General features: G+C 61.7%; 14 protein-coding genes and 1 tRNA gene. 9 read left to right on the top strand and 6 right to left on the bottom strand.

The features are described from left to right. Positions 1-6 precede the first annotated feature (6 nt). The 5 genes from MF606_RS08255 to MF606_RS08235 all read right to left on the bottom strand — a co-directional run bounded on the left by MF606_RS08255 (position 7) and on the right by MF606_RS08235 (position 5,267). Positions 7-756, bottom strand: a complete 750-nt coding sequence (locus MF606_RS08255) for a sugar phosphate isomerase/epimerase family protein (protein ID WP_240233325.1) — start codon at positions 754-756, stop codon at positions 7-9. A 187-nt stretch (positions 757-943) separates the two neighbouring features. After that, positions 944-2,029, bottom strand: coding sequence for an ABC transporter ATP-binding protein (locus tag MF606_RS08250; protein ID WP_240233324.1), 1,086 nt, complete (start codon positions 2,027-2,029; stop codon positions 944-946). 4 nt (positions 2,030-2,033) lie between these two features. Next, entirely contained in the window at positions 2,034-2,957 is a 924-nt protein-coding gene (locus tag MF606_RS08245) for a carbohydrate ABC transporter permease (RefSeq protein WP_240233323.1), read from the bottom strand. Next, on the bottom strand, positions 2,954-3,916 hold the full coding sequence (locus MF606_RS08240; RefSeq protein ID WP_240233322.1) for a carbohydrate ABC transporter permease: 963 nt from the start codon (positions 3,914-3,916) through the stop codon (positions 2,954-2,956). The genes MF606_RS08245 and MF606_RS08240 overlap by 4 nt, the downstream gene beginning before the upstream one ends. Before the next feature lie 112 nt (positions 3,917-4,028). Beyond that, positions 4,029-5,267 (bottom strand): ABC transporter substrate-binding protein, encoded by a 1,239-nt coding sequence (locus tag MF606_RS08235; protein WP_240233321.1) that lies wholly within the window; start codon positions 5,265-5,267, stop codon positions 4,029-4,031. Between the two features lie 226 nt (positions 5,268-5,493). Here MF606_RS08235 and MF606_RS08230 point away from each other — a divergent pair, with 226 nt between their 5' ends. Further along, complete coding sequence (locus MF606_RS08230) at positions 5,494-6,552, top strand: LacI family DNA-binding transcriptional regulator (RefSeq protein ID WP_240233320.1); 1,059 nt, start codon at positions 5,494-5,496, stop codon at positions 6,550-6,552. Positions 6,553-6,610: 58 nt separating this feature from the next. Beyond that, positions 6,611-6,687, top strand: a tRNA-Arg gene (locus MF606_RS08225). A 74-nt stretch (positions 6,688-6,761) separates the two neighbouring features. On the opposite strand, the gene MF606_RS08220 is transcribed toward MF606_RS08225, so the two are convergent. Then, positions 6,762-7,436 carry a GntR family transcriptional regulator gene (locus MF606_RS08220; RefSeq protein ID WP_240233319.1) on the bottom strand — a complete coding sequence of 225 codons (675 nt, stop codon included), beginning with the start codon at positions 7,434-7,436 and terminating at the stop codon, positions 6,762-6,764. A gap of 309 nt (positions 7,437-7,745) precedes the next feature. On the opposite strand from MF606_RS08220, the gene MF606_RS08215 reads away from it, so the two are divergent. From MF606_RS08215 to MF606_RS08185, 7 genes are all read left to right on the top strand, one after another. Continuing rightward, complete coding sequence (locus tag MF606_RS08215) at positions 7,746-8,561, top strand: ABC transporter substrate-binding protein (RefSeq protein ID WP_240233318.1); 816 nt, start codon at positions 7,746-7,748, stop codon at positions 8,559-8,561. 107 nt (positions 8,562-8,668) lie between these two features. Further along, positions 8,669-9,334: an amino acid ABC transporter permease gene (locus tag MF606_RS08210; protein ID WP_240233317.1), complete on the top strand. Its 666-nt coding sequence runs from the start codon at positions 8,669-8,671 to the stop codon at positions 9,332-9,334. Positions 9,335-9,345: 11 nt separating this feature from the next. Beyond that, positions 9,346-9,999 carry an amino acid ABC transporter permease gene (locus tag MF606_RS08205; protein ID WP_240233316.1) on the top strand — a complete coding sequence of 218 codons (654 nt, stop codon included), beginning with the start codon at positions 9,346-9,348 and terminating at the stop codon, positions 9,997-9,999. Continuing rightward, positions 9,992-10,714: an amino acid ABC transporter ATP-binding protein gene (locus tag MF606_RS08200; RefSeq protein ID WP_240233315.1), complete on the top strand. Its 723-nt coding sequence runs from the start codon at positions 9,992-9,994 to the stop codon at positions 10,712-10,714. The genes MF606_RS08205 and MF606_RS08200 overlap by 8 nt, the downstream gene beginning before the upstream one ends. Before the next feature lie 26 nt (positions 10,715-10,740). Continuing rightward, complete coding sequence (locus MF606_RS08195) at positions 10,741-11,853, top strand: cis-3-hydroxy-L-proline dehydratase (protein ID WP_240233314.1); 1,113 nt, start codon at positions 10,741-10,743, stop codon at positions 11,851-11,853. Beyond that, positions 11,853-12,893, top strand: coding sequence for a trans-3-hydroxy-L-proline dehydratase (locus MF606_RS08190; protein ID WP_240233313.1), 1,041 nt, complete (start codon positions 11,853-11,855; stop codon positions 12,891-12,893). Before MF606_RS08195 ends, MF606_RS08190 begins: the two co-directional genes overlap by 1 nt. 3 nt (positions 12,894-12,896) lie before the next feature. Then, positions 12,897-13,088, top strand: coding sequence for a 2-hydroxymuconate tautomerase (locus tag MF606_RS08185; protein WP_240233312.1), 192 nt, complete (start codon positions 12,897-12,899; stop codon positions 13,086-13,088). Positions 13,089-13,223: the final 135 nt, after the last annotated feature.

Below are 13,223 nucleotides of genomic sequence, written 5' to 3'. Positions count from 1 at the left end.
TTTAGTTTACTTCCACTTCTTGGCGGTAGCGATCGAGCGCGTAGCGAAACGCACTTCGTCGGACGGCTTGTCGTGTTCGGCGACGAAATATTGCGCCTTGGTCTTGGACTGCACCTTGGTGATCAGATTGTCCCAATCGAGCACGCCGTGACCGACGTCGGCCCAGCCGTCCTCATCGGTGGCCTGCCCTGCCGGCGCGATGTCCTTGACGTGGACGGCCGTGATGCGATCGCCATACTTGTCGAACCAGGCGACGGGATCGGCCTTGCCGCGCACGACCCAAGCGACGTCGCATTCCCATTCGATCTTGGGCGCGGTTTCGAGCAGGATTTCCATCGGCGTGCGGCCCGAGGTGGTCGGCGCGAACTCGAAATCGTGGTTGTGCCAGCCGAAGCCGTAGCCTTCCTTGCTATAGGTCTCGGCAGCCTTGGCCAGCATTTCGGCCAATTCGAGCCACTTGGACTCGTCGGCGCTACGACCTTCCGGACCGATATGCGGGCAGAAAATCTTCTTCATGCCGAGGGTTTCGGCGGTCTTTAGCGTGGTCGACACATCAGCGACCTGGGCCGGGCCGAAATGGCCAGTCGGCATGGACAGCCCGTTCTTCTTGAGGCTCGCGGCAAGACCGGCAGCATCGGCATAGAGCCCGCCATAGCCTTCGACCTGGGTGTAGCCAAGCGCGCCAAGGGTGGCGAGAAAATCTTCAAGCGACGGAACGTTCCGTGCACTGTAGAGCTGGAATGACAAGACGGTCATTTGGGCCTCTTTGTAACGTTAGAATGGACTGCTGGGCGCGTTTGCGGACCAGCAGATAGCGATGTTTGGCTGTGCTGTCGCGCTGTCGGGAAAGGCCAGCTACCGCAAAAGTAACATTGGCGAAAAAGTCCGGCTGACAGGTGGCGGGGCGCCCGGGGGCGCCGCCGCGGAATGGAGCAATTGACGATCAGAGACGGTTGGTCGTCTCCGTGCTGAAGATCGAGCCGCGGGCGGGATCGAAGCCCACGACCAGCTTCTGCCCGACGGTGAGATGGACATCGCTATCGGCACGGAAGGTGACGGCCTGTCCGGCGATCTTGGTCCACGCCAGGGTGTCCGAACCCATCGGCTCAACGATCTCGATTTCGACTTCGGTCGAGAACGGCATCTTGGCCACGTCGTCGCCAAGAACGATGTGCTCGGGGCGAACGCCCAGGATGCCCTTGGTCGCAGCGGCGGCCGGGGTCGTGAACTGGTAGGTCCCGATCGGAATCTCCGTGCCATCTTCGGCGGTGAAGGTGGAGCCGTTGATCGTCCCCTGCAGGAAGTTCATCGACGGCGACCCGATGAAACCGGCGACATAGAGGTTGACCGGCTTGTTGTAGATGGTGTGCGGATCGCTGAGCTGCTGGATCACGCCATTCTTCATGATGGCGATGCGGTCGGCGAGCGTCAGGGCCTCGATCTGGTCGTGGGTCACGTAGATCATGGTGTTCTTGAGCCGCTGGTGCAGCCGCTTGATCTCGACGCGCAGGTCCGAGCGGAGCTTGGCGTCGAGGTTGGATAGCGGCTCGTCGAACAGGAACACGTCCACGTCACGCACCAGCGCACGGCCGATGGCGACGCGCTGACGCTGGCCACCCGACAATTCCACCGGCTTGCGCTGCAGCAACGGCCCGATCTGGAGGATTTCGGCGGCGCGCTGGACGCGGCGTTCGATCTCGTCCTTCTTCATGCCGGCGACGCGCAGGCCGAAGCTGAGATTCCGCTCCACCGTCATCTGTGGATAGAGCGCGTAGGACTGGAACACCATGCCGATGCCGCGGTCCTTCGGCTCTTCCCAGGTGACGTTCTTGCCGCCGATGAAGATCTGGCCGTCGGAGACATCGAGCAGACCGGCAATGCAGTTGAGCAAGGTGGACTTGCCGCAACCCGACGGTCCGAGCAGGACGATGAACTCGCCCTGCGCGATATCGAGGTCGAGGTGTTCGAGCACCTTCACATTGCCGAAGTTTAGCGACAGATCGCGAATGGATACACTGTGTTGCGTCATCTGCTTAACCCTTCACCGCACCGGCGGCGATGCCGCGGACGAACCATTTACCCGAGATGAAATAGACAGCCAGCGGCACGGCTGCGGTCAGAATGGTCGCCGCCATGTGCACGTTGTATTCGCGCACGCCAGTTGTCGTATTGACGATGTTGTTGAGCTGCACGGTCATCGGCATGTTCTCGCGACCGGCAAAGACGGTGCCGAACAGGAAGTCGTTCCAGATGCCCGTGACCTGCAGGATGACCGCCACGATGGTGATCGGCACGGCCATCGGCACCATGATCTGGAAGAAGATCTGCCAAAACCCTGCCCCGTCGACGCGTGCTGCCTTGAACAGTTCCGGCGGCAGGGCCGCGAAGAAGTTGCGGAACAGCAGCGTCAGGATCGGCATGCCGAAGATGGTGTGGATCAGGATGATCCCCGGGAAGGTGCCGAAAATGCCAAGCTCGCGGAAGCCGACGATCAGCGGATAGATCACCACCTGGTACGGCACGAAGGCGCCGAATACGAGCAGGCCGAACAGGACGTTGGCGCCCTTGTACCTCCAGAACGACAACGCATAGCCGTTGAGGCAAGCGATGATGATCGAAACGGTAGTGCCGACGACGGTAATCTTGACCGAGTTGAGGAAGCCCGGCTTGAGGCCGTTGCAATCGCGACCGGTACAGGCGGTGTCCCAGGCCTTGAGCCAAGGTTCGAAAGTAATCTGCTGCGGCCACTGGAAGATGTTGCGGAGCTGGATTTCCGGCATGGTCTTGAGCGACGTCACGACCATCACCCAGAGCGGCATGAGGAAGAACAGCGCGGCCAGGATCAGGAAGAGATAGATGCCGACGCGGCTGGCAGTCAGCGTCTTGGGCTTGGCGCCACGCGGGCCGGCCTCGATGCGCGAACTGATGGGAGCGGCTGTCATGGTTTCGGTGGTCATGATGCTTTCCCCTTGGCCTGGTTGGCGCGCCACTGCACGAAGACCTGCAGGCCGAGCAGAACGACGACCGGCAGCAGCATCATGGTTGCCGCGGCCATGCCGAGGCCCACATTCGAGCGGTCGGTAATGTGCTGGATGACGAAGACGGCGGGCATCTGCGTTGCGATGCCAGGGCCGCCCTGCGTCATGGCGACGATCAGGTCGAAGACGCGGACCACGCCGACGCATTGCAGGATGAAGGCGGTGAGGATCGCGCCGCGCATCATTGGCAGCACGATGAACAGGTAAGTCCGCCAGGTAGGGATGCCGTCGATCTTGGCGGCTTTCCAGATTTCGGAGTCAACGCCGCGCAGGCCGGCAAGCATTATGGCCATGGTCACGCCGACGCCATTCCAGATGCCGGCGACGACGAGGCCGTAGATGGCGGTATCAGCGCTGACCAGCGGCGCGAAGCGGAAATCCTCAAAGCCGAGGCCGCGTACGGTGGCCTGGATGCCGTAATTGGGATCGAGGATCCAGCGCCAGACGAGGCCGGTGATCACGAGCGACATGGCGAAGGGATAGAGAAAGATGGAGCGGAACAGGTCTTCCGCCCTGATGCGCTGGTCCATGAATACGGCGAGCAGGTAGCCGGCGGTCATGTTGGCCGCGATCGAAAGCAGGCCGAAGAACCAGATATTGTTGACCGATACGAGCCAGCGGCCAGTCGACCAGAGGCGGGCATATTGGTCGGTGCCCACGAAATTCTCGGCGCCGAAGGCCGGGAAGATGCGGGAATTCGTGAAGGAGAGCACGAAGGAATAGAGGATGCAGATGACGAAGACACCGACTGCGGTCAGGATCATCGGCGTGGTGCCGACGATGGACATCAGTGTCGATAGGCGGAACGGCTTCCGCCCAGAGGCGCGACCTGCCGCTTTGGCAGCGTCGTCCTCTTTGGCCGTAGCAAGCTGAGCCATGACGATTTCCCTTGTGGGTCGATATGAAGGGCGGTCCGAACTCAGCGTGACCTAGAGCCCCAATGGCAAGCCGGGCGGCCCTTGCGGGTCACCCGGCTCGTCAGCAATCGCCTTATTCAGCCGATGCGATGATATCGACGAAACGCTGCTGGATTTCCTCAGCAGTCATGTCGGGATTGGCCCAGGCTTCGGCCCAGAGATCGTCCATCTGACCGATCGAGTCCTGGGTCAGGTAGATGCCTGCGCCCTGGATCACGCGGTTCGGGTCCTTCAGGATGTCCAGACCGACCTTCATGCAGTCGTCGGCGAGGGACATATCGACGTCGTCACGCACGGGGAGCGAGCCCTTGGCGTTGTTGAACAGAGCCTGCACCTGCGGATTGACCATCATCGAGGCCATCTTGAGCTGTGCGGCTTCAACCGCGGCATCTTCCTGCTTGGGGAAGAGGAAGATATCGCCGCCGGTATCGAGGTAGGCCTCTTCAGAGGGGCCAGCGATACAGGCGTAGTCGACACCGGGCTTTTCGCCGGCAACGGCGAATTCGCCACGGGCCCAGTCACCCATGATCTGCAGGGCAGCCTGGTCCTGGATCACGAGGTTGGTCGTGTCGTTCCAGGTGCGGTTGGCCGAACCTTCGTCGGTGAAGGTCTTGAGGCTCTTGAAGATCTTGATGGCGTTCAGAACTTCGGGGCCACCAGCGACTTCGAGGTTGCGATCCTTGTAGATCGCTTCATGGCCGGTCTTGCCGAGCTGGCTCAGCATCACGACGCCCATGGCGCCACCGATCTGCCAGGCTTCACCACCGATGGCGAAGGGGATGACACCGGCTTCCTGCAGCTTGGGAGCCTCGGCGATGAATTCATCGAGGTTCTTCGGCAGCGGCACGCCAGCCTTTTCGAAGGCGGGAACCGAAGCCCAGGCCCACTGCCACGAGTGAATGTTCACCGGGACGCAGTAGATCTTGCCTTCGAATTCGCAGACGTCGAGAATTGCAGCGGGCCGGATAAAGTCCTTCCAGCCTTCTTCTTCCGCCAGCGGAGTCAGGTCGAGCAGCAGGCCGGCTTCGGCAAGCTCTTCGAACTGGCGGCTGATGTTGAACTGGGCGGCGCCCGGAGGATCGCCACCGAGAGTACGCTGAAGCGTGGCCGAACGGGCGTTCTCACCACCGGCAATGGCCGTATCGACCCATTTGTCCTCGCCCAGGGCGTCGAACTCACGAGCGAACACCGAAACGGCGGCCTGTTCGCCACCAGACGTCCACCAGTGGATAACTTCGACATCCGCAGCATTGACGGCGGTGGAGCCGAGCAGAGCAGTTGCCATGGCGGCAACTACCGTAAACTTCTTCATAGGTTGTCCTCCCAACGATCACTTGGAGCAATGCGCTCCCGCGAAGCTGCCAGCCGTCAGGTTGCCTTCTTGTGAGACATCCCCGACTGGCCGCATGTAATCGATTGCATGTTCCGCTCCCGAAATCTCCGCAATCGATTGCATGAGTTTCATACACGTGTTGCGCACCTGTCAAGATCGATTTAGACAGATCGGGTTCTGACGGCCTGAGGAGGTGCTGCCAGGCATGCCATCAGGAAGAAAAGTTCCGACGATTCAAGATGTTGCGCGGTTTGCCCAGGTTTCGACCGCCACGGTGAGCCGTGCACTGTCGAGCCCGGCAAGGGTGAGCGAGGACACCCGCGCACGAATTTCGGAGGCCGTGCGGGTTACCGGCTATACGCTGAACCAAACTGCCCGCTCTTTGCGCAAGCGGACGGCCCGAACCATCCTTGTCGCCCTGCCGGATATTCGCAATCCGTTCTTCTCGACCATCCTCGATGCCATCGAACGCGCAGCTGCGGCGCGTGGTTACGGTGTGCTGGTCGCCAACCGTTTGGTGGGCGTGGAAGCGAACCGCCGATTGCAGGAATTCTTCCTCTCCAACCGCGCCGATGGCCTATTGCTGCTCGACGGGTCGGTTGACTTGGCAAACCTGGTCGAGCTGGCGGGCGAGCCGGCCGAAGTGCCCATCGTCATGGCGTGCGAGGACATTCCCAATGCCCCATTCCACGCCGTCAAGACCGACAACCGCTACGCGGCCGAGCTAGCAACGCGGCACCTGATCAGTCTCGGCCACACGAGAATCGGCCATATACGCGGTCCGGCGGGCAACACGCTGACCGACGACCGGGAGGCCGGCTTTCGCGACGCCCTGACAGCCGCCGGCCTGCCGGTCTGCCGGCAATGGTTGTTCGACGGCAATTTCGAGATGGAGCGCGGGCTCAAAGTCAGCGAGAGCTTCCTCGCCCTTGCCGATCGACCGACCGCCATCTTCGCCGCCAATGACGAGACAGCGATCGGGTTTCTCTCGGGTATCAGACGGCACGGGCTCGAATGCCCGCGCGACATATCCGTGATCGGCTTCGACGACCTTGCCGTCGCCCCACACTTCTCCCCGCCCCTGACCACCATGCGCCAGCCACGCGAAGCATTGGGCCGGATTGCGGCATCGGCGCTTATCGACCTGATCGAGGGACAGCCGCGGAGCCAGGTGCCACTACGGCTGGTGCTGAGCTCGGAAATGATCGTGCGCGGCAGCACTGCCCCAGCCGCCCTACCCGCTTCATCGCTTGCCGCTTCGTAACAGCCGCAAACAAGGGCGGTTCCCTTTCGACAAAAATGCGCTAAATGGGGCGCGAGCTGGTCCCGTAGCTCAGCTGGATAGAGCAGCAGCCTTCTAAGCTGTTGGTCGGGGGTTCGAGTCCCTCCGGGATCGCCATCAACTTCATTGTAGGTAGAGGAATGGCTCTCGGTTTGTCCAAGAGCAGCTCTTACGCGGTTGGCCTGCGGCAGTTATCTCCCCTGTTTCGGCAGGCTTGCCAGCAATGATTGCCAGGCGGCAACAATGTGCTCGCTGAGCAGCCGAGAAGCCAGCTCGCCATCGCCGGCCTTGCAGGCATCCAGGATGGCGCGATGCTCCAGGTCGGCAGTTTTCTCGCCATGCGAGAGGGTCAGCTGCAGCCGGATATAGCGCTCTATGCGATCGTTGACCGAGCGGATCAGGTTCATCAAATACGGTCTGTTGGCGTCCTGATAGAGGCTGGAGTGAAAGCTCCAGTTCAGTTCGGCCCAGCGGCCGACATTGGATTCGGTCTGGAATTCATCACAGATCGCCTCGGCGCGCGCAAAAGTCTCAGGGGTCATATGCGGCACCGCCAGGCGGATGGCGTTGGATTCGAGCATGGCGCGAATTTCGAAGATTTGCGCCAACTCTGTATCGCTCATGCTGGTGACAACGGCACCCTTATTGCGCTGGAACAGCACCAGGCCCTCCGCCTCCAGGCGCTTGAGGGCCTCGCGCACCGGAATTTTGGAGACGTTGAAGAGCTTGGCGACATCGTCCTGCCGGATCGGATCGTTTTCCTCCAGCACGCCAGAGACGATGGCATCGCGGATGTGATTGGCGATCACGTCGGAGGCCGTCGGCACGGCACCCAGATCCGGGGTCTTTATCGCCTTAAGCGGCACGGCTGCTACTCCAACGGTGTCAATGACGCATCAGTATCGGACCAGGCCGAGAGTCGGCAGCTCGAAATGCGAGATTTCCGTACACCTGGGCCGGTCAATTTACCGGGCCCCAGCAAGCCGCCGGATCGCTAGCCGGGCAACCACGCAACGCAGCTCGATCGCCGCGCCTGCAATTCTGTCGACAAATTGCGCACATCGTCTTTCGGAGGGGTTGACGGGCTTAAGAGATCGTATACGGTTCAGGTCTGTTTAGAATATCGTATACGAAAAGTCGAGATCGCACTCGGCTCTAACGGAGGGGAAACCACCATGAAACTCTTGCTCGCAGCCACCCTGGCGCTTGCCTCGTTGACCACTGCCTTGCCCGCTTACGCCGACAAGCTCGACGACATTATCGCGTCAGGCACCCTGCGCTGTGCGGTTGTGCTGGATTTCCCGCCAATGGGATCCCGCGACGCCAATAACACCCCGATCGGGTTCGACGTCGATACCTGCAATGACCTGGCGGCCGCGCTCGGCGTCACGGCTGAAATCGTCGAGACGCCCTTCCCCGACCGTATTCCGGCTTTGGTTTCGGGCCGTGTCGACGTCGGTGTAGCCTCGACCTCGGATACGCTGGAACGCGCCAAGACCGTCGGCTTCTCCATCCCCTATTTCGCCTTCGAAATGGTGGTGCTGACCAAGGATGGCCTGGGCATTTCCGACTATGACAGCCTCAAGGGCAAGAAGGTTGGTTCGACCTCCGGCACCTATGAAGCCATCGCGCTCGAGAAGAGCGTCACCGAATGGGCCGACCCGGCTGGTTCGTTCCGCTCCTACCAGACCCAGGCAGACGTGATGCTCGCGCTGTCCCAGGGCCAGATCGACGCCACCGTGGTGACGTCCACGGTCGCCGGTTCGACCATCGCCACCGGCAACTTCCCCGGCTTCGTCATGGGTGGCAAGGCACCCTACGAGATCGATTATGTAGGCCTGATCACGCTGCGCAACGAGCAGGGCCTGATCAACTACCTGAACCTCTTCGTCAACCAGCAGATCCGCACTGGCCGTTATGCCGAACTCTACGCCAAGTGGGTCGGTGAAGGCGAAGCGCCGAACCTGATGGTTCCCGGCGTCTACTACTGATCGCAGTTGGGGAGGCGTCCTCAAGGCGCCTCCCATCTCCGGACTTACCGGAAGACCTTTAAGCCGCCGCATCCTGATGTCGCCTTGATCAACGGAACGCGCCCTTAATGTTCAACTACACCTTCCATTGGCGCCCCGCCTTCCAGGCCCTTCCGCAAATGCTTGAAGGCGCCGTGGTGACGCTGCAGATCGCGATCATTTCGATGATCATCGGCATTGTCATCGGCGTGCTGCTGGCTCTGATGAGCAATTCTGGCAGCAAGACGCTGCGCGCTATCGCCAGCACCTGGATCGAGGTCGCGCGCAATACGCCGGCGCTGTTCCAGATCTACATGGCCTATTTCGGCCTCGGCCAGCTCGGCATTCACCTCGATAGCTTTGCCGCGCTGCTGTTCGGCATCGCCTTCAACAATGCGGGATATCTCGCCGAGACCTTCCGCGGCGGGTTGCGCGCCGTACCGGCCACACAGGTTCGCGCCGCGCGCTCGCTCGGCTTCGGGCCGATCAGTGCGTTCAGGCTGATCGTGCTGCCGCAGATGTTCCGCGCGGTGTTCCATCCGATGACCAACCAGATGGTCTGGGCCATCCTCATGACGTCGCTCGGGGTGGTCGTCGGGCTCAATACCGACCTGACCGGTGTGACGCAGGAGCTCAACGTCAAGACCTTCCGGACCTTCGAATACTTCGCCATCGCCGCGGTGCTGTACTACCTCATCGCCAAGGCGGTCACCCTCGGCGCGCGGGCTTTCGCCTACCGCCTGTTCCGGTACTGAGGGGCGACACGATGTTTCACACCAGTCTCAGCCTCAACGATATCGGGTTCCTGCTGCAAGGCGCTGGCGTCACGCTGCTCATCACCTTCTGGGCCATGCTCGGCGGTACCATTCTGGGGATCGTGTTCGGGGTCTACCGCGCCACGGTGCCCTGGTGGGCAAGCGCCCCCCTGGCCTTCGTGCTCGATATCTTCCGCTCGGTGCCATTGCTGATCCAGCTCGTGCTGGTCAACGCCTTCCAATCCATCGCCGGTCTCAATGCCAGCGCCTTTATCGTCTCTTGCGTGGTGCTGGCGCTCTACACGTCCGCCTATTGCTCCGAGCTGGTCCGGGGCGGCATTGCCGCCGTGCCGATCACCACCCGCCGCGCCGCCCGTTCGCTGGGCATGACCTGGTGGCAAGACATGAGCAACATCGTCTACCCGATCGCCTTGCGCATCATGCTGCCGAGCTGGATCGGCCTGACGCTCGGCGTCATGAAGGACACGGCCCTGGTCACCTGGCTCGGCATCATCGAATTGCTGCGCTCGTCGCAGATCATTGTGACCCGCATCCAGGAGCCACTCTTCGTCCTCACGGTCGCCGGGCTCATCTACTTCATCATCAGCTTCCCGATCTCGCGTCTGGGAGCACGGCTCGAAAAGAAATGGCGCGAAAATGATTGAGATCGAGAACGTTCAGAAGTCTTTTGGCGACTTCAAGGTGCTCGATGATGTGAGCCTTTCCGTCCAGACCGGCGAAGTGGTTTCCATCATCGGTGGCTCGGGCTCGGGCAAATCGACCCTGCTTATGTGCATCAATGGCCTCGAACCCATCCAGGGCGGCAAGATCAGCGTCGATGGTGTCGAAGTCCACGCCAAGGGCACCGACCTCAACAAGCTGCGCACCAATATCGGCATCGTCTTCCAGCAGTGGAACGCCTTCCCGCATTTGACGGTGCTGGAGAACGTCACCCTCGCCCCGCGCAAAGTGCTGGGCAAGAGCCGCGCCGAGGCCGAAGCCATCGGCCGCAAGCAGCTTGAGCATGTTGGCTTGGGCGACAAGCTCGCCACCTATCCCGGCAAACTGTCCGGCGGGCAGCAGCAGCGCATGGCCATCGCTCGGGCCCTCGCCATGAGCCCGAAATACATGTTGTTCGACGAAGTCACCTCGGCGCTCGATCCCCAATTGGTGGGTGAGGTGCTCGACACCATGCGGCTCCTGGCCAAGGAGGGCATGACCATGATCCTGGTTACGCATGAAATGGCCTTCGCCCGCGAAGTATCCGACCGCGTCGCCTTCTTCAAATCGGGCAAGATGCACGAGATTGGGCCGCCGGATCAGATCTTCGGCAATCCGCAGCGACCCGAAACCGCGCAATTCCTAGCGTCGGTGCTCTAACACCCGCGCGCTCCAGCGAGACTCCAATGAAAATCACCGCGATCAAGGCGTGGCAGGTCGACCTGCCGCTTAAGGAAGGCCGCTATAGCTGGTCGGGCGGCAATTACATGGAAGTGTTCGACAGCACCGTGGTCGCCGTCGAAACCGATGCCGGCATTACCGGCTATGCCGAATGCTGTCCCCTGGGGTCGGCTTACCTCCCCAGCTACGCCATCGGCGTACGGGCGGGCATCAGCGAATTCGGCCCCAAACTGATCGGCATGGACCCCACCGATCTTGGCCCGCTCAACCGCCACATGGATGCGGTGTTGCGCGGCCACCCCTATGCCAAGGCGCCGATCGACATCGCCTGCTGGGACATTCTGGGCAAGGTCGCCGGCCTGCCCGTCTACAAACTGCTGGGCGGCATGGAGCAGAAGGAGATTGCCCTCTACCGCGCCATTTCCCAGGAAGACCCTGAGACCATGGCCCGCAAGATCGACGGCTATCGGGCCGAGGGCTACACCAAGTTTCAGCTGAAGGTCGGCGGCAATGCCAATGATGATATCGAGCGCATCCTCGCCTGCCGGGCCATCCTCAAGCCCACCGACATCTTGGTCTGCGATGCCAATACCGGCTGGACCATGGCCGATGCCGCCCGCGTGGTGAATGCGGTCCGCGACCTCGACGTCTATATCGAGCAGCCGTGCATGACCTATGAGGAAAGCCTCTCCATCCGCCGCCGCACCACCCTGCCCTTCGTGCTCGACGAAAATATCGGCGGCGCCGACAGTCTGCTCAGGGGCATTGCCGAAGACGCCATGGATGCCATCAACCTCAAGATTTCCAAGGTCGGCGGGCTGACCAAGGCCAAGCTGATGCGCGATCTTTGCGTCGCGTCAGGCTTGCCCATGACCATCGAAGATACCTGGGGCGGCGACATCGTCACCGCCGCCATCGCCCATCTCGCGGCTTCGACGCCGGAAAAATTCTATCTCTCGGCCACCGACTTCAATTCCTATGGCACGGTCACCATCGCCGACGGCGCGCCCAGGCGGGTCAATGGCAAGATGAGCGCCTCGGAAGAGCCCGGCCTTGGTGTCACGCCCCGCTTCGACGTCCTGGGCGAACCTGTACTTACTATTGGAAACCCCGCCTGATGCGTACCAGCAAGATCATCCAGACCGTCTCCTGCCACGCGGAGGGTGAGGTCGGTGACGTCATCACTGGCGGCGTAGCGCCGCCGCCCGGCGATACCATCTGGGAGCAGCGTACCTTTATCGCCAATGACGAGACCCTGCGCAATTTCATGCTGCAGGAACCGCGGGGCGGCGTCTTCCGCCACGTCAACCTGCTGGTGCCGCCCAAGAACCCCAAGGCCCAGATGGGTTGGATTGTCATGGAGCCGCAGGATACGCCGCCCATGTCGGGCTCCAATTCGATGTGCGTCTCCACAGTACTGCTCGACGCCGGCATCATTCCCATGACCGAGCCGGAAACCCGCATGGTGCTGGAAGCGCCGGGCGGGTTGATCGAGGTGGTCGCCCAGTGCCGCAATGGCAAGGCCGAACGCGTCTCAATCAAGAACCATCCGTCCTTCGCCGACAAGCTGGATGCGATCCTTGAGGTCGAAGGCATCGGCACGCTGACCGTCGACACGGCTTATGGCGGCGACAGCTTCGTTATCGCCGATAGCCACGCGCTGGGCTTTGCCATCACGCCCGACGAGGCGCGCGATATTGCCCTGACCGGCATGAAAATCACCAAGGCCGCCAATGAGCAGCTTGGCTTCAACCACCCCACCAATGCCGACTGGAACCACTTTTCGTTCACCCAGATCGCGGCACCGGTGACGCGCGACGAAAATGGCGTCCTGACCGCCGCAAACGCCGTCGCCATCCGCCCCGGCAAGATCGACCGCTCCCCCTGCGGCACCGGATGTTCGGCCCGCATGGCGGTGCTGCATGCCAAGGGCCAGCTCAAGGTCGGCGAGGCCTTCGTCGGCCGCTCGATCATCGGCTCGCGCTTCGATTGCCGTATCGACAGCGAGATCATGCTTGGCACCCGCAAGGCCATCGTGCCAATCATCGCCGGAAGCGCCTGGATCACTGGTACGCACCAGCATATGCTCGATCCGGCCGACCCTTATCCCACCGGCTACCGCCTGTCCGACACCTGGCCGATGGAGGGCCGTTTCTGACCCATGCCCTACGTCAAGATCGACATGCTCGAAGGCCGCACCCCGGACCAGAAGGCCGCTCTGGCGCGCGCCATTACCGACGCGTTCGTGGAACATGCCGCTGCCAAGCGCGAAAGTGTTTGGGTCGTGTTCGACGACGTGGCGCGGAAGGACTGGGCTATTGCCGGTGAGCTGCTGGAGAAGCCGGCGAAGTAAGCGGCTGCCACCTATCCCACCCCACCCACCGACGTTCCCTCGGACTTGATCCGAGGGCCGTTCGCCGCTTGTGCTGCGCTGAAGGCAACCCACCGATCAAGTCCGTGGGAAGCGACTGTGGATAGGCAGCTGGTG

The sequence above is a fragment of the Devosia lacusdianchii genome, assembly GCF_022429625.1.
Lineage (GTDB): Bacteria > Pseudomonadota > Alphaproteobacteria > Rhizobiales > Devosiaceae > Devosia > Devosia lacusdianchii.
The sequence above is the reverse complement of the archived record's forward strand: the minus strand, read 5'-3'. Positions and strand labels throughout refer to the sequence as shown.

Bases quoted from the DNA above. Each gene is read 5' to 3' on its own strand.
- MF606_RS08195 (WP_240233314.1), top strand. From the start codon at position 10,741: ATGAAAATCACCGCGATCAAGGCGTGGCAGGTCGACCTGCCGCTTAAG.
- MF606_RS08240 (WP_240233322.1), bottom strand. From the start codon at position 3,916: ATGGCTCAGCTTGCTACGGCCAAAGAGGACGACGCTGCCAAAGCGGCA.
- MF606_RS08215 (WP_240233318.1), top strand. From the start codon at position 7,746: ATGAAACTCTTGCTCGCAGCCACCCTGGCGCTTGCCTCGTTGACCACT.
- MF606_RS08245 (WP_240233323.1), bottom strand. From the start codon at position 2,957: ATGACCACCGAAACCATGACAGCCGCTCCCATCAGTTCGCGCATCGAG.
- MF606_RS08190 (WP_240233313.1), top strand. From the start codon at position 11,853: ATGCGTACCAGCAAGATCATCCAGACCGTCTCCTGCCACGCGGAGGGT.
- MF606_RS08185 (WP_240233312.1), top strand. From the start codon at position 12,897: ATGCCCTACGTCAAGATCGACATGCTCGAAGGCCGCACCCCGGACCAG.
- MF606_RS08210 (WP_240233317.1), top strand. From the start codon at position 8,669: ATGTTCAACTACACCTTCCATTGGCGCCCCGCCTTCCAGGCCCTTCCG.
- MF606_RS08205 (WP_240233316.1), top strand. From the start codon at position 9,346: ATGTTTCACACCAGTCTCAGCCTCAACGATATCGGGTTCCTGCTGCAA.
- MF606_RS08235 (WP_240233321.1), bottom strand. From the start codon at position 5,267: ATGAAGAAGTTTACGGTAGTTGCCGCCATGGCAACTGCTCTGCTCGGC.
- MF606_RS08230 (WP_240233320.1), top strand. From the start codon at position 5,494: ATGCCATCAGGAAGAAAAGTTCCGACGATTCAAGATGTTGCGCGGTTT.
- MF606_RS08200 (WP_240233315.1), top strand. From the start codon at position 9,992: ATGATTGAGATCGAGAACGTTCAGAAGTCTTTTGGCGACTTCAAGGTG.
- MF606_RS08255 (WP_240233325.1), bottom strand. From the start codon at position 756: ATGACCGTCTTGTCATTCCAGCTCTACAGTGCACGGAACGTTCCGTCG.
- MF606_RS08250 (WP_240233324.1), bottom strand. From the start codon at position 2,029: ATGACGCAACACAGTGTATCCATTCGCGATCTGTCGCTAAACTTCGGC.